The 23858-nt window shown below is 56.5% G+C and carries 20 protein-coding genes and 1 tRNA gene; 10 read left to right on the top strand and 11 right to left on the bottom strand.

Annotation, left to right across the window (positions count from 1 at the left end; all coding sequences use genetic code 11):
• Window positions 1-38 precede the first annotated feature (38 nt).
• The 4 genes from VF694_RS11340 to VF694_RS11325 all read left to right on the top strand — a co-directional run bounded on the left by VF694_RS11340 (window position 39) and on the right by VF694_RS11325 (window position 3471).
• The gene (locus VF694_RS11340) at window positions 39-1427 is read left to right on the top strand and encodes a cytochrome b (protein ID WP_003805393.1); all 1389 of its coding nucleotides are present in this window, start codon (window positions 39-41) and stop codon (window positions 1425-1427) included.
• 19 nt (window positions 1428-1446) lie between these two features.
• Complete coding sequence (locus VF694_RS11335) at window positions 1447-2301, top strand: cytochrome c1 (protein WP_131071043.1); 855 nt, start codon at window positions 1447-1449, stop codon at window positions 2299-2301.
• Between the two features lie 126 nt (window positions 2302-2427).
• Window positions 2428-3036 (top strand): glutathione S-transferase N-terminal domain-containing protein, encoded by a 609-nt coding sequence (locus tag VF694_RS11330; protein ID WP_003805391.1) that lies wholly within the window; start codon window positions 2428-2430, stop codon window positions 3034-3036.
• A gap of 6 nt (window positions 3037-3042) precedes the next feature.
• On the top strand, window positions 3043-3471 hold the full coding sequence (locus VF694_RS11325; protein WP_003805390.1) for a ClpXP protease specificity-enhancing factor: 429 nt from the start codon (window positions 3043-3045) through the stop codon (window positions 3469-3471).
• A gap of 95 nt (window positions 3472-3566) precedes the next feature.
• Here the strand turns inward: VF694_RS11325 and cysW are convergent, their stop codons facing one another.
• From cysW to cysP, 3 genes are read right to left on the bottom strand one after another with little or no spacing between them, the layout of a single operon-like run.
• Window positions 3567-4415 carry a sulfate ABC transporter permease subunit CysW gene (gene cysW / locus VF694_RS11320; RefSeq protein WP_003805389.1) on the bottom strand — a complete coding sequence of 283 codons (849 nt, stop codon included), beginning with the start codon at window positions 4413-4415 and terminating at the stop codon, window positions 3567-3569.
• Window positions 4412-5302: a sulfate ABC transporter permease subunit CysT gene (gene cysT, locus VF694_RS11315; protein WP_003805388.1), complete on the bottom strand. Its 891-nt coding sequence runs from the start codon at window positions 5300-5302 to the stop codon at window positions 4412-4414. The genes cysW and cysT overlap by 4 nt, the downstream gene beginning before the upstream one ends.
• 3 nt (window positions 5303-5305) lie before the next feature.
• A complete protein-coding gene (gene cysP / locus VF694_RS11310) occupies window positions 5306-6310 on the bottom strand; it encodes a thiosulfate ABC transporter substrate-binding protein CysP (RefSeq protein ID WP_059318128.1) in 1005 nt (334 codons plus the stop codon).
• Window positions 6311-6557: 247 nt separating this feature from the next.
• On the opposite strand from cysP, the gene VF694_RS11305 reads away from it, so the two are divergent.
• Window positions 6558-6633 (top strand) — tRNA-Thr (locus VF694_RS11305).
• 1089 nt (window positions 6634-7722) lie between these two features.
• Window positions 7723-8841 (top strand): LPS O-antigen chain length determinant protein WzzB, encoded by a 1119-nt coding sequence (locus VF694_RS11300; RefSeq protein WP_059318127.1) that lies wholly within the window; start codon window positions 7723-7725, stop codon window positions 8839-8841.
• Window positions 8842-8866: 25 nt separating this feature from the next.
• Here VF694_RS11300 and VF694_RS11295 read toward each other — a convergent pair whose 3' ends face one another.
• Together VF694_RS11295 and VF694_RS11290 are read right to left on the bottom strand one after the other, a co-directional pair.
• Window positions 8867-10000, bottom strand: a complete 1134-nt coding sequence (locus VF694_RS11295) for an alpha-hydroxy acid oxidase (RefSeq protein ID WP_059318126.1) — start codon at window positions 9998-10000, stop codon at window positions 8867-8869.
• Window positions 10001-10172: 172 nt separating this feature from the next.
• Entirely contained in the window at window positions 10173-10661 is a 489-nt protein-coding gene (locus VF694_RS11290) for an Lrp/AsnC family transcriptional regulator (RefSeq protein ID WP_003805681.1), read from the bottom strand.
• Window positions 10662-10974: 313 nt separating this feature from the next.
• Between VF694_RS11290 and kynA the strand changes: the two genes are divergently transcribed.
• Complete coding sequence (gene kynA, locus VF694_RS11285) at window positions 10975-11847, top strand: tryptophan 2,3-dioxygenase (protein WP_003805677.1); 873 nt, start codon at window positions 10975-10977, stop codon at window positions 11845-11847.
• The gene (locus VF694_RS11280) at window positions 11844-12752 is read left to right on the top strand and encodes an alpha/beta hydrolase (protein ID WP_131071046.1); all 909 of its coding nucleotides are present in this window, start codon (window positions 11844-11846) and stop codon (window positions 12750-12752) included. Before kynA ends, VF694_RS11280 begins: the two co-directional genes overlap by 4 nt.
• A gap of 204 nt (window positions 12753-12956) precedes the next feature.
• Here VF694_RS11280 and VF694_RS11275 read toward each other — a convergent pair whose 3' ends face one another.
• Window positions 12957-13922, bottom strand: a complete 966-nt coding sequence (locus tag VF694_RS11275; RefSeq protein WP_003805673.1) for a LysR family transcriptional regulator — start codon at window positions 13920-13922, stop codon at window positions 12957-12959.
• A 64-nt stretch (window positions 13923-13986) separates the two neighbouring features.
• Entirely contained in the window at window positions 13987-14808 is an 822-nt protein-coding gene (gene panB, locus VF694_RS11270; protein ID WP_003805671.1) for a 3-methyl-2-oxobutanoate hydroxymethyltransferase, read from the bottom strand.
• Between the two features lie 315 nt (window positions 14809-15123).
• Between panB and VF694_RS11265 the strand changes: the two genes are divergently transcribed.
• On the top strand, window positions 15124-15978 hold the full coding sequence (locus VF694_RS11265; protein WP_003805669.1) for an aldo/keto reductase: 855 nt from the start codon (window positions 15124-15126) through the stop codon (window positions 15976-15978).
• Here VF694_RS11265 and VF694_RS11260 read toward each other — a convergent pair.
• Together VF694_RS11260 and acnA are read right to left on the bottom strand one after the other, a co-directional pair.
• A complete protein-coding gene (locus tag VF694_RS11260; RefSeq protein WP_003805667.1) occupies window positions 15975-17390 on the bottom strand; it encodes an MFS transporter in 1416 nt (471 codons plus the stop codon). The genes VF694_RS11265 and VF694_RS11260 overlap by 4 nt on opposite strands.
• A 126-nt stretch (window positions 17391-17516) precedes the next feature.
• Window positions 17517-20270, bottom strand: a complete 2754-nt coding sequence (gene acnA, locus VF694_RS11255) for an aconitate hydratase AcnA (protein WP_440164384.1) — start codon at window positions 20268-20270, stop codon at window positions 17517-17519.
• Window positions 20271-20532: 262 nt separating this feature from the next.
• Between acnA and VF694_RS11250 the strand changes: the two genes are divergently transcribed.
• Complete coding sequence (locus tag VF694_RS11250) at window positions 20533-22119, top strand: sensor domain-containing diguanylate cyclase (protein ID WP_240209093.1); 1587 nt, start codon at window positions 20533-20535, stop codon at window positions 22117-22119.
• Here VF694_RS11250 and VF694_RS11245 read toward each other — a convergent pair.
• Both VF694_RS11245 and hutG read right to left on the bottom strand, forming a co-directional pair.
• Window positions 22116-22964, bottom strand: coding sequence for a putative RNA methyltransferase (locus VF694_RS11245; protein ID WP_240209094.1), 849 nt, complete (start codon window positions 22962-22964; stop codon window positions 22116-22118). The genes VF694_RS11250 and VF694_RS11245 overlap by 4 nt on opposite strands.
• 80 nt (window positions 22965-23044) lie before the next feature.
• On the bottom strand, window positions 23045-23848 hold the full coding sequence (gene hutG / locus VF694_RS11240; RefSeq protein ID WP_059318122.1) for an N-formylglutamate deformylase: 804 nt from the start codon (window positions 23846-23848) through the stop codon (window positions 23045-23047).
• Window positions 23849-23858 lie beyond the last annotated feature (10 nt).

The following is a 23858-nucleotide window of genomic DNA, read 5'->3' as shown; positions in this document are numbered from 1 at the left end:
CCAATACGTACTATTTAAAAAGATAAAGGAGCCGTTTCATGGCTGGCGAGAAAACCGTCGAAACGACAGGACTCTTGGGATGGATTGACAGGCGCTTCCCCCTGACATCCATGTACAAAGAGCACATGTCAGAATACTACGCGCCGAAGAACTTCAACTTCTGGTACTTCTTTGGCTCTCTGGCACTGCTGGTGCTGGTTATTCAGATCGTGACCGGTATTTTCCTGGTCATGAACTACAAGCCCGATGCCAAGCTGGCGTTTGAGTCGGTCGAATACATCATGCGTGAAGTGCCAGGCGGCTGGATCATCCGCTACATGCACTCCACCGGCGCTTCCATGTTCTTCGTGGTGGTGTACCTGCACATGCTGCGCGGCCTGTTCTACGGCTCGTACCGCAAACCACGTGAGCTGGTCTGGATTTTTGGCGTCGCCATTTTCCTCTGTCTGATGGCTGAAGCCTTCATGGGCTACCTGCTGCCCTGGGGCCAGATGTCCTACTGGGGTGCCCAGGTGATTGTTAACCTGTTCTCGGCCATTCCATTCATTGGTCCTGACCTGGCTATTTTCATCCGTGGCGACTACGTGGTCTCCGACGCCACCCTGAACCGCTTCTTTGCTCTGCACGTGATTGCTGTGCCTCTGGTCCTGCTGGGTCTGGTGGTCGCTCACCTGATCGCCCTGCACGAAGTCGGCTCCAACAACCCCGACGGCGTGGAAATCAAGAAAGGCCCCAAAGACGCTCAAGGTCGTCCTTTGGATGGCATTCCCTTCCACCCCTACTACACCGTCCATGACATTCTGGGCGTGGCAGGCTTTCTGATCGTGTTCGCTGCGATCGTGTTCTTTGCCCCTGAAATGGGCGGCTACTTCCTGGAGTTCAACAACTTCAGCCCCGCCGACGCACTGAAGACGCCTCCGCACATTGCGCCGGTCTGGTATTTCACGCCTTTCTACTCCATGCTGCGCGCAACGACCGCCGACTTTACCTGGGTTCTGGCCGGTGCTTCCGTGCTGGGCGCTCTGGTGCTGTTCGTCAAGGGCAAGCTGCCCGGTATCTGGCGCCTGGCCGTACCGGCCATCCTGATTGCTGTTGCCGTTTTGCTGCGTGTCATTGACGCCAAGTTCTGGGGCGTGGTGGCCATGGGCGGTACGGTCGTGATCCTGTTCTTCCTGCCTTGGCTGGATAAATCGCCTGTGAAGTCGATTCGCTACCGTCCTACCTGGCATAAAGTGCTGTACGCGATTTTCATCATCAACTTCCTGATCTTGGGTTACCTGGGCACGCAGGCCCCGAACGACCTGTTCAACCTGCTGAGCCAGATCGGTACGGTGATCTACCTCGCTTTCTTCCTGCTGATGCCAGTATGGAGCCGCATGGGTACGTTCAAACCCGAACCTGATCGCGTGACTTTCCGCCCTCACTAGGCCCCCAACACGAAACGGAATGACCATGATTAAAAAACTGCTTGGCGCTCTGGCCTTGTCCCTTACCTGCACGGTGGCTGGTGCCGCCGGAGGTGGCTATGCCCTGGAGCGCGCGCCCGACCGCATGAATGACATGGCGGCCTTGCAAAATGGCGCAAAACTGTTTGTGAACTACTGTCTGAACTGTCATAGCGCCAACTCCATGCGCTACAACAAGCTGACAGAGATCGGCCTGACTGAAGAGGACATCAAAAAGAACCTGCTGTTCTCCTCGGACAAGGTGGGTGATCTGATGAAGATCGCCATGACCCCTGAAATGGGCAAGAAATGGTTTGGCGCAGCCCCACCAGACCTGTCCGTGATTGCCCGTGCCAAGTCCACCAACCTGGGCCCCAGCGGCGCAGACTACATCTACACCTACTTGCGCACGTTCTACCGTGACGTCTCGCGCCCAACAGGCTGGGACAACCTGGTTTTCCCAAGCGTGGGGATGCCTCACGCGCTGTGGGAGCGCCAGGGTGGGGTAACCATGAACCGCACTACCGTGGCTCAGGAAGCCAAGGATGACGGCAGCAAGGAATGGGTCAAGACCACCGCCACCTACGATCCTGCCGGCTTCTCCAACGTCAAGAAAGAAGTGTTGGCCGACTACACGGGCCACGCGACTGACACCGTCAAGCTTGAGCCCGTTAACGCCAAGGCCGCTGCCAAATACGACAGCGATGTGGCTGACCTGGCCAACTTTATGGACTGGATGGCCGAACCTGTGCAACTGGAGCGCAAAAAGATCGGCGTGGGCGTGATGCTGTTCCTGCTCTTGTTCTTTGCCGTTGCATGGCGACTGAACAGCGTTTTCTGGAAAGACATCAAGTAAAACGCTATGCTAGACGGGCAGGCTTGACTAGTCTGCCCGGCTCTTTATTGTTAAAACCCCTTGCAGGGTTTTGAATCCTGAGCCGTGAGGCTCTTGTTTTTATTTCTACGACTGGAATCTCCTACCATGATGGTGCTCTACTCTGGAACAACTTGCCCATTCTCACAGCGCTGCCGTTTCGTGTTGTTTGAAAAAGGCATGGATTTCGAGATCCGCGACATCGACTTGTACAACAAGCCTGAAGATATCGCCGTCATGAACCCCTACGGACAGGTGCCAATCCTGGTAGAACGTGACCTGATCTTGTACGAATCGAACATCATCAATGAATACATTGATGAGCGCTTCCCCCATCCACAGCTAATGCCCGCAGATCCCACCATGCGTGCCCGCACACGCTTGTTCCTGTACAACTTTGAAAAGGAACTGTTTGTGCATGTGGCGGCTCTGGAGGATCGTCGCAATGCCGATGCCAAGGCCCAGGAACAGGCCCGTCAGCAAATCCGCAATCACCTGTCCCAACTGGCGCCCATCTTGCTCAAGAACAAGTACATGCTGGGTGAAGAGTTCTCCATGCTGGACGTGGCGATCGCTCCTTTGCTCTGGCGTCTGGACCACTACGGCATTGAACTGCCCAAGAGCGCTGCTCCGGTGCAAAAGTATGCCGAACGCGTGTTCTCGCGTCCGGCCTACATTGAAGCACTGACTCCCTCCGAAAAAGTCATGCGTCGCTAATCGATTATGCAAGAAACCTCGACCAAGCCTTACCTGTTGCGCGCGCTGCACGAATGGTGTTCAGACCACGGGTACACTCCTCATATCGTGGTGACGGTGGATGCTAATACCGTCGTCCCGCGAGGCCATATTCAGGATGGTCAAATCACCCTGAATATTGGCCATCTGGCCACCAACGGCCTGATTCTGGGCAACGAGTACATTGAATTTCAGGCACGCTTTGGCGGCGTGACGGAAGACATATTCGTGCCTGTAGCCGCCGTCTCGGCCATTTACGCACGTGAAACCGGTGCCGGCATGGGTTTTGAAGTCATGGAGTCCGAGCCCTACCCACAAGGCGACGCACCAACTGCTGTCGCTCCTGAAACGACAACAGAAGCACCCACTGCCAAAAAAGACGCTGACAAGGTTTCGCACCTCAAGATCGTCAAGTAAGGCGAGGTCGACGCAGAAAAACATAGAGCCCCGCATGGGGCTCTATGTTTTTGGCACTACGTCCGGTTAGACGCTACGACCGCCGCGCTCGCCCCTTAGCCTTGCTGCACCGCCTCAGCCTGATTACGACGGCGTCCAGCGGCCACACGCCACTCCAGAAGGCTCTTGAGCATCACTGACACAATAGCGAATACCGCCAGCAGTGCAGCCGCGGTAAAGGCCGCAGCCGCCTTGTTATCATTGTTGAGCTGATCGACCAGCAAGGACAGGGTCAAGGTCTGGTTCATGATGGTGCCCGACACAACAGATACCGCACCAAATTCGCCAATAGCTCGCGCATTGGTCAGCACGACGCCGTACAGCAGCGCCCATTTGATATCCGGCAAGGTAACGTGCCAGAAGATTTGCCAACCATTGGCCCCCAGACTTAAGGCGGCCGCCTGCGCATCCGAACCTTGAGCCTGCATGACGGGGATCAGAATACGGGCGACATACGGGGTCGTCACGAAGATGGTCACCATCAAGATCCCGGGCCAGGCAAACATCAACTGAATATCCCGTGCGCTTAACCACTGCCCCAGCGACGACTCTACCCCATAGACCACGAGGTAACACAAACCTGCCACCACCGGGGAAACCGCGTAAGGCAGGTCCACCAGGGTACTTAACAAGCGACGGCCACGAAACTGGTAGTGCGTCAGACACCAGGCCAGCAAGATGCCGAACACCATGTTCAGCGGTACCGTCAGCACCGCCACGAACAAGGTCAGCCCGATGGCGTGGAGCATATAGTCCTCTTGCAGATTGCTCCACAAAGCGGGCAAGCCATCACCCAGCGCTTTGGAGAAAATCAGCACCAAGGGAACAACAAGCAAGCCGAGCACCAGCCCGATGCCCACCGTCAGGATCAAGCGGTCTGCCAGGCTCTTAGGTGGTTTTCTCATGACGCCCTCCGCTGCCAGCCTAACAGGCGATTCTGCACCAGCTGCAGGCTAAACAGCAGCAGCAGGGAAGCGATCAGGATCACCGAGGCAATCGCCGCTGCCGCCGGGTAATTGAACTCTTGCAAGCGCACAAAAATCATCAAAGATGAAACTTCGGTTTTGAAAGGAATATTGCCCGCAATCATAATGACGGCGCCAAACTCTCCCAGGCTACGGATAAAAGCTTGCGAGGCTCCCGTCACCAAGGCAGGAATCAAAGGCGGAAACACGACTTTGCTAAAGGTCTGCCACCCGCTCGCACCCAGTGTATGGGCGACTTCCTCGTACTCCGCACCCAGTTCCTCAATGACAGGCTGCACAATGCGCACCACAAAGGGCAAACTGGTAAAAGTCATGGCCAGAACAATACCGGGGTATTGATAAGCGACCTTCCAGCCCTCCGGCAGGAACTGGCCAAACCAGCCGCCCGGCACAAACAGGGTTGCCAGGGTCAAGCCAGCCACAGACGTCGGCAGCGCAAAGGGCAAATCCACCAAGGCGTCGATCAGCCGACGCCCTGGAAACTCAAAGCGCGTAATGATCCAGGCGATGATAAAGCCCACCACACTGGCGATCACGGTGGAATAAAAGGCGGCACTGACCGTGACCTGGTAACTGCTGACAACGCGCTTGTCAGTGATTGCGCGCCAATAATCGGCCAGGCTCATGTCGCTGACGTACATGAACAGGGCCGACAAAGGCAAAAGCACGATAATGGACAGGTACAGGACGCTAAAGCCAAAACTCAGCCCAAAACCCGGCATAACGGGGCGATGCAAAAAAAAGAGGGGCTTTAGCGCAGTCTTCACCCCGGAAGCCTGCGCTTCGCCCACAAGAGTACGGCTCATGAATTATTTCGCCAGCAACTGATCCAATACCCCGTTAGCGGCAAAGTGACGGCTTTGAATCTCAGTCCAGGGGCCCAGAACGTCGGTGGGATTGATCAGCTTGACGGGCGCATATTTGGATTCGAATTCCTTGGCAACCGCCGGGTCCGTCACCCGATAGTTAAAGCCGGCCAGCAAGCGCTGAATTTCGGGGGTGTACTGAAACTTCAGGTACTCGGTCGCTTCCTTGCGCGTGCCTTTCTGATCCACTACCCGATCAACCACCGCCACGGGAAACTCGGCCAGAACACTGACAGGAGGCACCACCACTTCCAGCTCGCTGCCCTTGAACTCTTCGCTGCCAGCAATGTTGAGCACTTCGGACTCAAAAGTCAGCAGCACATCGCCCTGGCCGTTCTGTGCGAAAGCCACGGTCGCGCCCCGACCGCCAGTGGGAAAACTCTCTACATTGCCCAACACCTTAGCCACGAACTGCTTGATCTTGGCCTCATCGCCACCGAACGCCTCGTTGGCATACAGCCAGGAAGCCAGATAGGTATAGCGTGCATTGCCCGAGGTCTTGGGGTTAGGGAATACCAGTTTCACATCATCGCGCACCAGATCATCCCAAGACTGAATGTTCTTGGGATTGCCCTTGCGCACCAAAAAGGCGATGGTGCTGTAGTAAGGGGAGCTGTTGTTGGGGAACTGCTGGGCCCAATCCTTGGCTACTGCGCCGCGCTCGGCCAGGAACTCAATATCGGTTACCTGGTTAAAGGTGACGGTATCAACTTTCTTGCCTTGAATAATGTCTTGGGCCTGACGGGAGGTCCCGGCAAACGACTGGTCAATCTTGATGTCTTGGCCTGTAGTCGCTTTCCAGTGCTCGACAAACTTGGGGTTGATCGCCGCAAAGGTTTCGCGCGCCACGTCAAACGAGGCGTTCAACAACGTAACCTGGGCACTGGCTGTACCTCCCAACAACGAGGCCAACAACAAGGCAGAGCCAACAACAGACTTCAATTTCATGGTGTTCCCCACAGTTCCCTGACGCAACCTTCCAGGCGCGGCATTCATGTTCAATCGCGTGCTATCTATATAAGCACAGCTTGGATAGATCAAATTATGAGTAGGGAAAAAGGCATTTAAAACGACATTTTCATCATGCCCTTATAACCAGAACCTATCTATGCACCCCGTTTTCACACTTCGGCTCCTAGCAATCTGTGCCTAGTGATTGCTTCTTTGGAAAAAATACGGCTATAATCATCAATTCGCCGGCTTAGCTCAGTTGGTAGAGCAGCGCACTTGTAATGCGAAGGTCGAGGGTTCAACTCCTTTAGCCGGCACCACGAATATCAGCGGTTTACCGCATAAAAAGGGTCACCAGAAATGGTGGCCCTTTTTTTATGCTGTTTTTCTGCCTACTTCTTGCCTGCTGTTGGTTCTGACGGGCAGACAAAGCGCCTGACCAGAGTACCTGGCCCCGATGGTTAGGTCGGCACTTCCAGGCAGGGCGTGGCTCGCCGCCTGGCAAGCAGCCCAGCAACAGCAACAGCAACAGCAATCATAGTTTACGGGCACCATCAGCCTGTCTCTCGAAGCGACACCACTCAGCTCGCCCCCACCCTGCAGTCACCAGAAGAAAAGAGGCCGACGCCCTCATAGGGCGTCTGTTGGGCCTGGCCACGAGCCCAGTCCGCCATACCATTTCATTACTGCAGCGCCTTCAATTTGGATATATGTCTATAGCTGACATTTATCACTCGTTTTTATTATTAAGTTTTTACTTATGATTAATGATTTATCATTTATTAATAATTTCTTATATCAATAATTAAACCAATAAAAACCATGCGCAGTTTTTACTTTTAAATCATTTTTATTTATTAGCCACCGCATAATAAGGCAATTGACAAACTCAATGTTTTATGCAACTTTTTTGAACGGTGAGTTATTATTCAATCACGCAAAAATAGCGTCCTTATTGATTAATTCACAGATCTCAAAATAACCTCTGGGAATCTTAGTGAAAGTTTCTTACGTCCTCATCCCAGCAATGCTTTTCTCGATTCAGTACACAGAGCTCATCTTGCTGCTCTTAAGCCCTACTTGTTCTGCTGTCTCGACATTCAAACCGCTACGTTTTAAACCTTTACTATCAGCCACTTAAGAATCCCCATCAAAACTCACAAGCAAAAAAATGCCAGGCTTGACCCACACCCAGCCCCGCTATTTTTGCTTAGGAAAAGGGGACCGGCTATTTCAGGCAGCATGCAGCACGCTCTATAGGAATAACATTCTTTTCACCTGTTTGTACCCCTAATAAAACCTGCTGCTATTGATAGCAAGTTCATCCATAGGTCCTCATTAGGTTCGCCTTTATATAAATTTAAAGCAGTGAATGCTTCTAATGTTAAACAGTCCAGGATTGCTTTCTAATGTCAGAACTCCACGCACGCAGCACTCAACATAACGGCCAGCTAGATCTGGTACAGCTTCTTCGAAGGTTTTGGGAAAAGCGCGCCCTATTTCTGCGTTTCTTCTTCGCCGGTGTCGTACTAGCCACCATTTATGCCCTTGTTGCCAAAGAACAATGGACATCCGTGGCGTACGTCAGCGCACCACGCGTAGAACAAATCAGCGCTTACCTGGACCAACGTCGCGCCATGGCGCGAGTGACAGGCAACCAGACCATTGACACGCATGCACTGAGCTCCTTGCTATTTAGTGCATTTGTCACACAAGCTGCCATTTCCAGAAACCAATGGGCCTACCTGAGTGAGACCGATTACTACAAACAACAGCTGACAGGCGACCAGAGAGCCGACCGCCTCTTACTGCTGGAACTGGTAGATCAGCTCAAGATCAAGGCCCCTGAGCATGATGTCATTGCGCCCTATTACAGGTTCTCCTTTAGTGCGACCAGCGCAGAGCAGGCCCAGGAAGTGCTGAACGGCTATCTGGACTGGGTAAACGCACTGGCATTTGAACAAGTCGATAAAGAATTCAACGACCAGCTCAATGCCCAGATACTGTCTCGACAAACGGATCTTCACAACATTGAATTCAAGCTGATGACGGACCGCCAGCACAGCATTGAAAATCTGGAGGCCGCCCTGCATACAGCCAAACTTGCCGGCATCAAGGACTATATCGTTGCCAGACAGACGGAAGGGGCCACCGTCATTGAGCTTAGCGATAGCAAACGCCTATTCATGCTCGGTGAAAAGTACCTGAGCGCTGAACTTGAGACCTGGGCCAGATCACCTATTATTTACCCGCCTAATTACTTTGAGATCAAGCGGGAGCTTGAGCAACTTGAACCGCTGCGACACTATAAAGTCAACAGCCTTTTATATTTCACTCAACGTCCCCCTACCCTTCCCTTAAAGCGTGACAAGCCTATGCGTGCGCTAATTGTCATTCTGGGGGGCTTATCAGGGGGCATGCTCGGTATTCTCTGGCTGCTTGGGCAGGAGATCTTCCGCAAACAAGACCTGACTGTGGTGACCAACTTTCGCCAGGAAAACAAACTTCTCGAGGTGAATCGGCAGTGATTCCTGTATGCCGCCCTATCCTGCCTTACTCTGCCGTCGGGACCAGACACTCGGCCAGATCCGCGGGACACCCCGCTCCCAGCAATGTCATGGTTCGCTCCAGCTCCTGAGTCAGCAGGCTGAGCACGGTCGCAACCCCTTGCTCACCATTTTGGGCCAAGCCGTAGGCAATCGCTCGGCCAAAAAAAGCGCCCGTCGCACCGCAGGCAAGCGCTTTGGCAACATCCGAACCCCGCCGGAAACCACTGTCGATGAACACCGGGATCTGCGAGTTGACGATCGCCATGATCTGCGGGAGCACACTGATTGTGGATGGCGCACAGTCCAATTGGCGGCCACCGTGATTGGAGACAATCAAGCCATCCACACCATGACGCAGCGCCTGACGCGCGTCTTCTGGATGTAGCACGCCTTTGACCAGTACAGGGCCATCCCATTTGGAGCGCAGCCACGCTACGTCGTTCCACACCAGGCTGCGGTCCATACTTCTAGCCAACAGGGCTGCCTGCGCCTGGGCGGAGCTGGCCCCTTCCGTCGGCATCAGATTGACGAACTGGGGCTGTCCGGCTAATGCCTGCCGCCACAACCAACGTGGCTGCAAAGCCATATCCAGCAGTAAACGGGGACCGGGGCGAAAAGGTAGCTTAAAGCCATGACGTATATCTTTCTCCCGGTACCCACCGACCGGCACGTCTACCGTCAACACCAGCGCCTCAAAACCAGCTTGACGAGCACGATCCAAAATGGAATTGGCCATCCCCCTGTCTTGCATGACATATAACTGCATCCAGCACGGCCCGTCACAAGCCTCTCGCACGTGTTCCAGGGCGCTGTTGGAGGCCGTAGACAAAATGTAGGGCAAGCCTGCCTTGCCAGCGGCGCGCGCTGCCAGCACGTCCCCGCCAGGACGCACCACATCAATCAGGCCCACCGGCGCCACCCCAAAAGGAGCCGACCACCGCCGTCCAAAAACCTCTATGCTGGTCGAGATGGCCGATGTGTCCCGCAAACTGCGCGGCGATAAGGTCATCGTCTGCAAATCCGCTTGATTACGAGCCAGACACAGCTCATCCTCTGCCCCGCCGGCAACATAGTCATACACAAAACCGGGCAGACGGCGCCGGGCCGCTAGCTGAAAATCCTGAACATTGAGCCGCATGATGCAGGCTGCCTCCCACGTAAGGTCGAGCTTTCACGCCCGATTCAAGTTAATTGTTTAAGCATCAAGTATATGCCTGAAAATGCGGCATCCGGCCAGAGGCGCATCGCCCAAGCAGGCAGAACAAGCAAAATGGGCAGACAGGCTTGCCTCGATAAGGGGGGTACTTGCCTCAGACCGAGGGGCGCGTCAATAACGGAATCGGCAGCTCGTTAAGTCCTTTGAATTCCTGCAGGGAAAAGCTGGTCTGCGCCTGCCGAACCCCAGGCAGGCGATGCAGCTTGCGCTGCAGCAGCTCCGAGTAGCTATCCAGGTCTTTGGCCACCACCATGAGCAAAAAGTCAGCCGGTCCGGCAATGCCATGGCACATCACCACCTCCGGTATGTCGCGTACCGCCTCCACAAACTGCACCGAACGCGCTTCGTTCTGAAAGTCGACACTGATACTGACAAACGCCACCACCCCGTAACCCAGGCCACGACGGTCCAGCCGCGCCTGATAGCCGGCAATAAGTCCCGCCTCTTCCATGCGCCGAATCCGACGCCAGCAAGGCGATTGGGATATCCCCACCTTTTGCGCCAGCTCGCTCGTGGTAAGCCTGGCGTTTGCCTGCAGCTCGGCCAACAAAAGGTAGTCCACCTCATCCAGTTCTATATGCATAAAAAAACCTGTTTTTTAATTTTTACTGAAAAAATTATGCTTGTATAAAAAACCGCTTGGCGCAACCCTCTTAAATAAATAAGATCAACGCATAAATCTAAGTGGGATGAAATAATGAAACCACAGACACTTTGCGTCTCTGCCCCTAAGCCCGCTTGTTCGGGTAAGCGCATCCTGCCGCTCATGGAGACTTTCGGGCATGATGCGGGGCCCACTCCCCCTGGCGCGCAACGCGACTTTGGTTTTCTGCCGACTCAGGCGACTTGATCACACTGTCGCTCGGGTCATTATTAACATACCGGGAACAGAACACATGAATGCCTCCAACGCATCGGCTGACAAGGGAGTCGGCGAGACAGAACGCATTGTTGCGGAAGAAAAAGCGCAGTTGGATTTCAGCCAGTCCATGAGCTACGGCGACTACCTGCATCTGGATGAGGTGCTCGGCGCCCAGCACCCGCTCTCGCCCGCCCACGATGAAATGCTGTTCATCATTCAGCATCAGACCAGCGAGCTCTGGATGAAACTGATGCTGCACGAACTGAACGCCGCTACCGCAGCGGTCGCTGCCGACCGCTATGCCGACAGCTTCAAGATGCTGGCACGTGTCTCGCGCATCATGGAGCAGTTGGTTAGCGCCTGGACCGTGCTCTCGACCATGACCCCGCCGGAGTACACCGCCATGCGGCCCTATCTGGCCAGCTCCAGCGGCTTTCAAAGCGCGCAGTATCGCTGCATTGAGTTTGCCCTGGGCAACAAGAACGCCGCCATGCTCAAACCGCATGCACACCGGCCGGATCTGCTCCGCCAGGTGGATGCTGCCTATCGCGCCCCCTCGCTTTATGACGAGTCATTGCGACTATTGGCCCGTCAGGGCTTTGCTATCCCCGCCAACTACCTGGACCGCGACTGGACCCAGCCCTACCTGGCCAATGCGGAAGTGGAAGCCGCCTGGTTACAGGTTTACCGTGACCCTCATGCGCATTGGGATCTGTACCAGCTCGGTGAGAAACTGACCGACATTGAAGACGCCTTCCGGCTTTGGCGTTTCCGTCATGTCACCACGGTTGAACGCGTTATCGGCTTCAAGCGCGGCACAGGTGGGACGGGAGGGGTCAGCTACCTGCGCAAAATGCTGGATGTCGTGTTGTTCCCCGAAATCTGGACTGTGCGGACTGCGCTGTGACACAGATACCCAACCCCGTTTTTTCGCCGCAAGATCGCGAGCGTGAATACTCGCCCAGCTCTTGTATCGGTGGCAACTATGCGCCGTACATTGAGCAGTACGCCACACTGAGCAAAGCCGCTCTGGTCGGCAGTGCCCACCATGTCGAGCTCGCTTATGGCGACGCTGCTGCGCATAAGCTCGACCTCTTTCTGCCTGCGGGCACGCACTCGGAATCGCTCCCGCCCCTGCTGCTATTTATACATGGCGGCTACTGGCAGGAGCTTTCCAAAGCATCCTCATCGTTCTCGGCCCCAGACTGCACGGCAGCTGGCATCGCCTTTGCCGCCCTTGATTACACCTTGGCACCACAAGCCTGCGTCCATGACATGGTGCTGGAATGCCGCAAGGCACTGCGCTGGCTGCATCAACATGGCAACAAACTGGGCTTTGACCCGCAACGCATGGTCGTTTCCGGCAGTTCTGCCGGCGCGCATCTGGCAGCCATGTGCTGTCTGCGTGGGTGGGAGGATGATGCTGATTTGCCTTTGGGAACGCCGGCAGCGGCCGTGTTGGTGTCTGGCATTTACGACCTTCAACCCTTGATAGGCACCAGCATCAATGATGCACTGTCCCTGGACGCGGCAAGCGCACGGGCGGTCAGCCCCCAGTTGCTTGATCTGACAGGTTTTCCACCCACCCTCATCGGCTGGGGAGAAATCGAAACCTCGGAGTTCAAGCGCCAGAGCCAAGCGTTTGCTGACTTGCTGAAAGCACAGGGCGCCCAATATCTGCCGCCCATCGAAATGCCAGGACGCAATCACTTCGATGTCATTTTTGACCAGGCTCGTCCCGACACCCGCTTGGGCGCAGCAACACACGCGCTTTTTGCATCGCTGCCAGTCACCTCTACCGGAAGCACATGAGGGAACACGGGGCAGACACGGCCGCCGCCGACGCGCTACATCGCCAGTTTCGCCGCACGCCCTTCACTACAACGCCAGCGTTGGGTGAAGGCTAAGGTCGGTCTGGGCATGAAGCTGAAAGCGTTGTCGTACGCGATGGCTTGCTAATGCCATGGCAGCCGGACGCGCAGCAGGCGGATCTGCCTGCCCGCGCTACGCAGCTGATTACAGTGAATCAAAGGGGTCCTGCGTGCTTGGCAGGCCCGTATCGTCCCCCAGCACAAAACGCGGGATGAACTGCAGCACATATTGCCGCATGGCTTCAACCAGGCGCTGTGCATCGGGGCGCAACTCCCGCGACCGCAAAGACACCACACCAACCATGTAGGGCACGTGAATATCAATCGGGCGCAGCACGACGTTGGGCAGAGGCAGGCCATGCGCAGTGAACGGATCAATCAGGGACACTCCCACCCCTTGGCTGGCCAGCACCAGTCCTTCCAGCGAGGACGCCACCTCAATATGACGAATATCTTCGGGAGCCTCCGGACTGGCACGCAACAAAGCGGTCGCCAGGGTATGGCGTAAGCGATGACGATTCTGAACGGAAATCAGGGGAGTGCCCTGAATATCGCTGAGCCGGACCAGGTCTTGACTGGCCAATGCATGGTTCACCGCCATGCCCAGCAAACAGGGGCTTTGCCCTGACCAATGCAGGGTACAGCCATCAATATCCAAAGGCAGGCTGGTCACGGCCAGATCGGCCCGCCCTTCGTCGATGGCTTGAACAACTTCCTCCGGCTTGACGGTATCAATCATCAGCTTTTGCTTGAAGGCCGGATCGTGCTGCTCCATGATGCCCAAGACCTGAGGCAACAAACCCATCGCCATGGCATGAGTGGCCACGATACGCAGGGGCCGCAGTCCCCCGCGGGCGATTTCCAGCGCACGGCTTTGCAGCACTTCCAGGTTCATCAGCACAGGCCGGGCTTCCAGATAAAACTCCCGTCCCTGTTCCGTCAGGGTGACCTGCGGGCGGGTACGGGTAAAGAGCCGGAAGCCCAACTCCTGCTCCAGCTCCTGGATCTGACGGCTGACTACAGGCTGTGAGCGATCCAACAGTCGACCGGCAGCAGTCACACTGCCTGCGGACATCACAGCTGCAAAAGCTTCTAATTGGCGAATTTCCATGTCGTTCTATGTGAATGCCGCATTTATCAACATGGAATATTCTAGTGCGGAATAGTTGGCCGGACTAGCGTTTAACACCGAAACATTGATCGAGCGTAGGGAAAGTCCCATCCCGCACTTCGGCCGCGTATTGGGCGGCCGCTTGCGAGATCAAGGCCCCCACATCCGCATACGGTTTGGCGAACTTGGGAATCTTGCCATTGGTCAGGCCCAGAATGTCCTCAGTCACCAGGACTTGTCCATCGCAGGCGGGCGAGGCGCCAATGCCGATGGTGGGAATCGCAATACTTTCCGTAATGCGGCGACCCAAACTTTCCGCCACACCTTCCAGCACGACTCCCCAGGCTCCGGCCTGGGCGTGGGCGACCGCATCTTCCAAAACACGCTGTGCAGCGGCATCGGTCATCCCCTGCGCCTTATAGCCGCCCATGGTATTGACGTACTGAGGCATCAGGCCGACGTGCGCCAGCACCGGAACACCCCGCTCCACCAGGAAACGGGTGGTTTCCGCCATGACATGCCCACCTTCGAGCTTGACCGCCTGCGCACCGCTGGCCGCCAGCATGCGCGAGGCATTGGCAAAAGCCTGCTGGGGTGATTCCTGATAGCTGCCAAACGGCATATCCACGACAATGCAAGCATGCTGCGTCGCGCGCACCACAGCCGCTGCATGGGCAGCCATCATATCGACCGTAATGCTTAAGGTGTCAGGCATCGCATAGCCCACCATGGCGGTCGAGTCACCCACCAGAATCATGTCCAGGTGCTCGTCCAGCATCCGTGCAACGGGCGCGATGTACGCAGTCAAGGCAGCAATTTTTTGTTTGCCCTTGCAGGCGATCAAAGTGGGAACGCTAACGCGAACCTGCGTGGTATGTACGCTCATACTTACTCCAGCTGGAATCCCATAGCGCAAACGCTTATATAGGATTGCTTATATAGGATTGTGAATGATGCAGATTGCAACATCTTAAGAAAAAAACCAGTCGACGCCTCTATAATCGCCGCAGGACAAAAAACAATAAGCTAATTTCCTGCCTGCGTACAAGCCTCGCGTGTCCACCCCATGCGGATTCCGGTCCTTTTAAGGACTTTTACAGAGTCAGCGCTTGTACTCTAGAACCCGATTGTTCCCAATGCGCGGTGGTTTCATCAGTCGTATCCAGGCTGTTTTGCCGTGCACTCAACCGAGGAGAGACCCATGTCGACTACCCCCCCAACAATCACCTTCCATGATGATAACCGCGCCCCGCAACTGGGCCTGGGCGTCTGGCAGGTACCTGCCGAGCAAACGGCCGATGTGGTGTGCAGTGGCATCGAAGCGGGCTACCGCCTGATCGATACTGCCGCCATTTACGGCAACGAAGCCGAAGTCGGCCAAGGGATTCGCCAGTCCAAGGTGCCCCGCGAAGAGCTGTTTGTGACCACCAAGCTGTGGAATGACATGCATGGCCACGACAATACCCGTGCAGGCTTTGAGGAAAGCATGGACAAGCTGCAGCTCGATTATGTAGATCTGTACCTGATTCACTGGCCCGTGCCCAAAAACCGCCAGTACATCCAGACCTGGGAGACGCTGATCAATCTGCGCAACGAGGGCCGTGTGAAATCGATTGGGGTATGCAATTTTCTGCCGCAGCACCTGCAAACCCTGCTGGACAAGACCGGCGTTCTGCCCGTATTGAACCAGATCGAACTGCACCCCGGTTTCCAGCAGGCTGAATCGCGCCACTATCATGAAGATCATGCCATTCAGACTCAAGCCTGGAGCCCCCTGGGGCTGGGCACGCTGTGGGACAACCCGGTGCTGAACAAGATTGCCAAGCAGCATGGCCGTTCCGTGGCTCAAGTCATGCTGCGCTGGCAGATTCAACTGGGCAATATGGTGATTACCAAGTCCAACTCCCCCGAGCGTCAGCGCGCCAATATGGACATCTTCAGCTTCGAGCTAAGCGAACAGGATATGGCCGATATCGCCAGTCTGGACCGGCCCGATGGCCGTCTTGGCCCAGACCCGGAACTGTTTCGCCTGCCCAAAAGCACCGTCCAGGACTAAGCGCCAGGACGCACACGGCGCGCCGGTCCGGACAGAAAGGCAGCTAAAAGGGGCGCCAGGGCAAACAACCACAGCAAAGCCTGTGCCGACTGACGCGCGCCCTGCATGCCGCCAGGGTCCACAAACCCGGTTGCCGTGGTAATTATCCCTGCCAAGGCCGCCCCCAATGCCATCGTGTACAACTGCAAGGTGGTAATGGCGGCCGAGGCGATATTCTCCTGCCCCTTGGGGGCCGAATGAAAAACCCGCGTCAACAAGTGCGGCCAGGCCAGCCCAATCCCTACCCCCACGCCCAGCAAAGCCAGATACAGGGCCCAGGAATAGTCTGTCCCCTCACTCAAGCCCACCCATGGGATGAGGACTCCCAAAGCAGCCAGGGACAGGCCCGAGAGCACCGGCCCGACAATAATCAGTCTATCGCCGGTTTCCAGCCCACGGCTGGAGCTGGCAATCGACCCCAAGGTCCATCCCCCTGACATCAAGGCGGTCAGATAGCCCGCCTTCAGGGGACTCATGTGGTGAATGATCTGCAGGAAATACGGAATGAAGATTTCGGTCGCTACGGCCACGCTGACCAGACCAATACCGGCATAGAGACTGCCCAAAGCAGTACGAATCGAATAGGTGCCTTGGGGAAACAGACGACTGGTAGATTGACGGTCTGAGCGTGCCATCCCGTAAACCAAGGCAGCACCGCCCGCCACACCGGCCAGATTGATCACCCAGGAGGTGGACAAGCTGCCCGCCGACATTACCAGCACCGAAGCCGTCAACAACAATACCTTGCCCAGGGTCGAGCCTGATTGTCGTGATTCTGGAGCCCGCGCATCGCGCAGCTGTGTCCAGACCAGCACCGCCAGCAAGGCCGCACAGGGCAAGACACTCCAGAAGGCCAGACGCCACTGTCCCATCTGGGCAAAAACGCCGCCAATGGCCGGGCCCGACAGGGTAGCCACCCCCCACATGCTGGAGACCAGGGCCATGACACGCGGCCAGAGCCGCTCCTCAAACACCAGCCGGATGGAGGAATAGCTCAGACCCAGCAGCAAGCCGCCCCCTAAACCCTGAATCGTGCGGGCAAACAGCAAAAACAGCATGGAGGGCGCTGCCGCGCACAAGGTCGTGCCAATGGCAAAAAACAACAGCGACATCAGAAAGCTGTGTCGCAGGCCCCACTTCTCCAGAACCTGCGGTGACAGGGCCGAGCCCAGAATCGAGGCCACCACAAACAACGTGGTATTCCAGGCGTAGTACTCCAGCCCGCCAATATCCTCCACGACCGAAGGAAGAATGGTGGTGGCCACGTATACGTTAATGGCATGAACAGCCACCCCTCCGGCCAGGGCCAAGGAGCGCAAGCCATTGCGGCCCGACAGTAACTCAGACCAAGAAGCTTCCTGGGTATGTGTCATTTTTTCTTTATCCAAGCAAAAAAGCCGGCAGACATGCCGGCCCTCTCATCCACCAGTGCGCCAGTCCCCTCAAGTCACTGGCGCACCTGCTGGCGTATCACAACACGCTCTGGCCTGCCGCAGCGCTTATGCCTTTAGCAAGCCTCGCAAAACGTATTGCATGATACCCCCATGACGGTAGTAATGCGCTTCGCTGGGCGTATCGATTCGAACCAGCGCCTCGAACTCGATATCACCGGCCCGCACAGTGACTTTTTCCGGAATGCGGTCCTGGTTCAGCGCCGTGATGCCTTCAATATCAAACACCTCATCCCCGGTCAGACCCAGCGTGGCAGCATTTTGACCAGCCAGGAACTGCAAGGGCATCACCCCCATCCCCAACAGGTTACTGCGGTGAATGCGCTCGTAGGATTCGGCAATCACCGCACGCACGCCCAAAAGCACGGTGCCCTTGGCCGCCCAGTCACGAGAAGAACCCGAGCCGTATTCCTTGCCCGCCAGAATCACCAGCGGAACACCGGCATTGAGGTAATGACGCGAGGCATCGTAAATCGTGGCTACCGGCGCGCCGTCCTGCGTAAAGTCGCGCGTATAACCGCCTTCTGTGCCAGGTGCCAGTTGATTACGCAAACGCACATTGGCAAACGTGCCGCGAATCATGACCTCATGGTTGCCGCGACGAGAGCCATAGGAGTTGAAATCCTGGGGTTTGACACCGTGGTCCATCAGGTAAGTGGCAGCCGGCGACGTGCGGGCAATGGAACCGGCAGGGCTGATATGGTCTGTCGTCACCGAATCGCCCAGCTTGGCCAGTACGCGGGCCCCCCGTATGTCCGCCACAGGGCTGGGCTCACGCTTCAGGTCAATGAAATAAGGCGGTTTTCGCACGTAGGTGGAATCGTCCTGCCACTCGAAACGATCCCCTTTGGGCGTAGGCAGGGAGCGCCAGCGCTCATCACCGGCAAATACATCCGCGTAGCCGTCACGGTACATCTCGGAGGCAATGGCTTTGCCAATCACCTCCTGTACTTCCGCCGCGGAAGGCCAGATGTCTTTCAGATAGACGTCCTGACCATCGCTGCCCTGCCCCAACGGTTCGTGGTACAGGTCGATATCCATGGTGCCGGCCAGGGCATAAGCCACCACCAGCGGGGGCGACATCAGGTAGTTCATTTTCACTTCGGGGTGAATGCGCCCTTCGAAGTTACGATTGCCGGACAGCGTGGACACCACCGCCAGATCGTTCTGATTAATGGCCTGGCTGACTTCCGGAATCAAGGGACCGGAGTTACCGATACATGTGGTGCAACCGTAGCCAACCAGATCAAAGCCCAGCTTGTCCAGATAAGAGGTCAGACCTGCACGCTGGTAGTAATCCGTGACCACGCGCGATCCCGGAGCCAGACTGGTTTTCACCCAAGGCTTGCGGCTCAGGCCCTTTTCCACGGCCTTCTTGGCCAGCAGCCCCGCCGCCATCATGACGCTGGGGTTAGAGGTGTTGGTACATGAAGTAATCGCAGCAATAACGACCGAGCCATGATCCAGCGTGCATGGGCTGCCATCGGCCAGCGTGAACTCCACCGCCGCTTTCCGGGGTGCTGGCGGTTTATGCGAGGGCACGTCCGAGGCAGGAAAGCTCTCTTCGACGGCCTCGTCGTAGGTGGCGACATCATCGCCCAGCAAATCACGCACCGCAGTACGGAAGGCCGGTTTGGAGGACGACAGTGCGATACGGTCCTGGGGACGCTTAGGTCCGGCGATCGAGGGCACCACCGTGGACAGGTCCAGCTCCAGACGTTCGGAATAACGTGGCTCGTGCTCGGGGTCGTGCCACAGCCCCTGAGCCTGCGCATAGGCACGCACCAGCTCGATCTGCTCTTTGCTACGTCCGGTCAGCTCCATATAACGCAGTGTTTCCTCGTCAATCGGGAACATGGAGATGGTGGAGCCGTATTCGGGGCTCATATTGCCGATGGTGGCACGATTGGCCAAAGGCACGGCACTGACGCCTGGGCCATAGAACTCGACAAACTTGCCGACTACGCCGTGCTGGCGCAGCATGTCGGTGATGGTCAGCACCAGATCCGTGGCCGTTGTGCCTTCGGGCATTTGACCGGTCAGCTTAAAGCCCACGACACGCGGGATCAGCATGGAAATAGGCTGACCCAACATGGCCGCTTCAGCCTCAATCCCGCCTACCCCCCAGGCCACCACGCCCAAACCGTTCACCATGGGCGTGTGCGAGTCCGTACCGACACAGGTATCGGGATAGGCCAGCTGACGGCCTTGCTCGTCGCGTGTAAAGACCACACGGGCCAGATGCTCCAGGTTGACCTGATGCACAATCCCCGTACCGGGGGGAACGACCTTGAAATTGTTAAACGCGCTTTGGCCCCAGCGCAGAAACTGATAACGCTCCATATTGCGTTCGTACTCAATCTGCACGTTGCGTTCAAACGAGCTGGGCTTGCCAAAATCGTCCACGATCACCGAATGGTCAATCACCAGCTCTACTGGCGCCAGAGGATTGATTTTTTGCGGGTCGCCGCCCAGCGCCTGCATCGCTTCGCGCATGGCAGCCAAATCCACCACGGCAGGCACGCCCGTAAAATCCTGCAACACGACGCGAGCGGGGGTAAAAGCAATTTCGCGGTCAGGCTCGGCAGCCGGGTCCCAGGCCGCCAGGGCGCGAATGTCATCGGCCGTCACATCCCCACCATCTTCGGTGCGCAGCAAGTTTTCCAGCAGGATCTTCAAGCCATAAGGCAGACTGGCAACATCCAGACCATCTCCACGAACCGCATCCAACCGATAGTAGTCGTAGGACTGCCCGCCGACATCCAACTGGTGCAAAGCTTTAAAACTATCTACGCTTTTCATATCGGGATCTCCATGGAAAAGTGCCGGCCGATACCACCCAATTCACCCAGCCAGCAAAACACATCGGGTAATTGTCTATGGGTCTAGACCATTTCACATCTTACACGCTGGCGCCACCCCCTGCCCCGCGTGACGTCCCCCCTGTGGCCTTCCGACACACCTACACAAACCCGGAAACATTCTTTACGTATAATCATTTAGGTGCCTCCCGCCTGTCTTGTGCCCCCTTTCCTCCCTTTATTTCGAGCACTCGCCCTTCCTCATGTTTTTTGTTGATCTGCGCCGGCTGATTCTCTTGCTGGCTACTGCCAGCAGTCTGCTGACCATGGGCTACACCTTGTATGGGGCCTACTCAGCGGAACGTTCCTTGCTGATCGAGCAAGCTCTGGAAAAAAACCGCGCCTACGCGCTGAAACTGGCCAGCAGTACAGATGCATTTATCGCCAACCTGTTGCAGCAACTGAGCTATAGCGCTGGCGTGCTCGAGCGATCCAGGTATATCGACGAACAATTACTGATCGACGAAGTACAACGGCTGAAAGAACAAAACAACAGTTTTAACTCGGTGCTGATTCTCGATGCCGAGGGACGGGTCCTGGCCAATGCTCCTGAAAAGCTCAGCTTGTTGGGCACAACCTTGCGCGGCGAAGGCACTCAACTGGCCTTGAAAACGCGTAAACCCGTCGTCAGCCCGCCCTATCTGTCCGCAACGGGGCGCTTGCTGATTTTTCTGTCCCACCCTCTTTTTGACGCCCAGGGAAACTACAAAGGTCTGGTGGGCGGCTCTATTTATCTGCACGAGCCCAATAGCCTCAATACCCTGCTAGGTGAACATTTTTACCGTGATGGCTCCTACATCTATGTGGTTGATCAACACAAACGCCTGATTTTCCACCGGGATGTCGCGCGTATTGGCGAAGTCATACACGGCAACCCGGCCATTGATGCCGTCAGCCAGGGCGAAAGTGACGCCTTGTCCTTGCGCAACATCAAGGGCGTGGACATGCTGGCCGGTTTCGCCCCCAGCAGCGATGTGAAATGGGGGGTGGTGGTACAAAGCCCCACAAAAGTCGTTCTGGACGAGTTGACCGTCTTGCTGGGAAAAGTAGTGCGCAACTCCATTCCCTTTTTTCTGGCCGTACAGATTCTGATCTGGATGCTGGCCATGCTGATCGCCAAACCCCTGCGTCAGCTGGCCCGGCAGGCTCCACACCTGGATTCGGCCAATGCCAGCTCCCGTATTGCCCAGGTTCACGCCTGGTACTTTGAGTCCCGCCAGATCAAGCTGGCCATGCTGCTGGGTTTGAAACGTGTCAACCGCAAGATGGGCGTCATGAATGTGGAACGCAATACCGACCCCCTGACCGGTCTGAACAACCGGCGCGGCATGACGACAGTGCTGCAGCAATGGAAGGAAATGGACACCCCCTTTTCCGTACTGACCGTGGATATTGACCACTTCAAACGGGTCAACGATACCTACGGCCACGATGTCGGCGATCTGGTATTGAGCTTTCTGGCCGACACCATGCGGGCCTGCACCCGCGACACGGATCTGATCTGCCGGGTCGGCGGTGAGGAGTTCTGTATTTTCCTGCCTGATCAGGATATCGATCAGGCGTTGCAACTGGCCGAGCGCTTGCGCATTCTGATCAGCGAGACTACCAGTCCTGCGGGCTCGCCCATCACCATTTCAATCGGGTTGGCCCACTGGCCGATTCACGCCCGCGACCACAGCACCGTCCTGAAACTGGCGGACGAAGCCCTGTATAAAGCCAAGCGCAATGGTCGCAACCGCGTCGAGCTGTGCGATCCTGGCGTAGACGAAACAGACAAGCAGAGCGCTTAAAGACGGCGCAGCACCTTGATACGCACATCCAGCTGAACAGGCAGGCTCGTCAATTGACGCGCTTGTTCCCGCCCCTGGGCACTGGCTCGAAACAGGTGGGGTGTCATCAACAGCAGATCTGCAATCTGTTCCTGTGAGTCGAGCCGGATCTGGGCACGGACGCGTTCGGTGGTTTCCAGGCTAAAGCCGGTCGGGGGCACCAGATTCTCTTCCTTATCGGCTTTCAGCGTCGGATAAATAATGCGACGCAGCTCCAGCAGATGCTCCGGCCCGGCCTCAACCTGAACCCAGATGCCACCTGGCTTTAAAGCCCGCCAAAATTCCTCGGGCACTGCAAACCCAAACAGGCATAAGACCGCATCCAAGGCACCATCGGGCACTGGCAGTTGCGCATTGCTGCCCACCAGCCAACGGATGTCCGAGGAGCTGCGTGCCGCCGCCATAACGGCCCATTTGGAAATATCCAGACCAATCAGGGCCAACTGCCCATCTTGATCCTGCTGACGCAAGTAACGCGGGTAATAGCCTTCACCACAGCCCGCATCCAGACAGGCATAAGGAGCCTCCCCTTCCAGACCATCCATCAAGGCACGCCACACACCGGCGGCAATAGGTTCATACACCCCCGATTCCAGATAGCGACGGCGTGCCGCTACCATTTCCTTGCTATCGCCCGGATCGCGAGAACGCTTGTTCTGTACCGGCAGGAGATTGATATAGCCCTGACTGGCGGTGTCAAAGCAATGACCCGAGGCGCAACGCCAGCTAGGTGATTCAAATGTGAGCGGCAAGCCATCCAAGGGACAGCACAGCTTCTCGAACAGGGGGGGGGGAAAGTCGGACATGGATGAATCGCTCTACGGCCACCGTGGCCAAGGCGATAGTGTAGCGCCCCGGACAGTCTGTGCCGGGGCCGACAAGGCGTTTACGCTTGCGTGGCAAAGGCCAGCGCGTCGCGCAGCAAAGCCTCGATCAGGGGCTGGATCCGACCGGCCGCCTCTTCGTTGTAGGCAAAAGGCCATTGCTCTTGCATATAACAGCACTGCGCCATTTCCAGTTGGACCGCATGGATGTTCTGTTCAGGACGTCCGTAATGGCGAGTAATGTAGCCACCTTTGAAACGGCCATTCAACACGCTGCTGTAGTCCTGGTTGGCCAAGGCCGTTTTCATCAGACGTTCGCTCAAGGCAGGATCACAGCTCTGACCATTGGCGGTGCCAAAATTCAGATCGGGCAGGCGGCCTTCAAAAAAACGCGGCACTACCGAACGAATCGAGTGCGCATCCCATAGGACCACACGACCATGCAGCGCCAGCAGGCGGGTGAGCTCTTCTTCCAGTTTCTGGTGATAAGGCAACCAGATGGTTTCGCGCCGCTGGGCAACCTCTCGCTCGTCCGGCTCCTGGCCGGGCTGATAAATGGGCGCATCGTCAAACATGTCCACTGGACATAGGCCGGTGACACTTTGACCCGGATACAGGCTGCTATTGTCCGGCGGGCGGTTCTGGTCCACGACAAAGCGTGAATAGGTCGCTGCCAGAACCGAAGCCCCCAATGTGCGCGCGCATTCATAAAGGCGGGGAATATGCCAGTCCGTATCAGGCACCTGACGAGCCGATTCCGTGAAACGCGTCAGCAAATCCGAGGGCACGTAGGTGCCCGAATGCGGCATGGAGATCAGCAAGGGGACAGTGCCCGGGTAAAACTCAAAAGCAGCAGGAACAGTCATGACGGGCTCC

This window comes from Alcaligenes sp. Lyrl_28, assembly GCF_051948705.1.
Lineage (GTDB): Bacteria > Pseudomonadota > Gammaproteobacteria > Burkholderiales > Burkholderiaceae_B > Alcaligenes > Alcaligenes ammonioxydans.
Note: the sequence above shows the minus strand (reverse complement) of the source record. Positions and strands in the feature narration are given on the sequence as shown.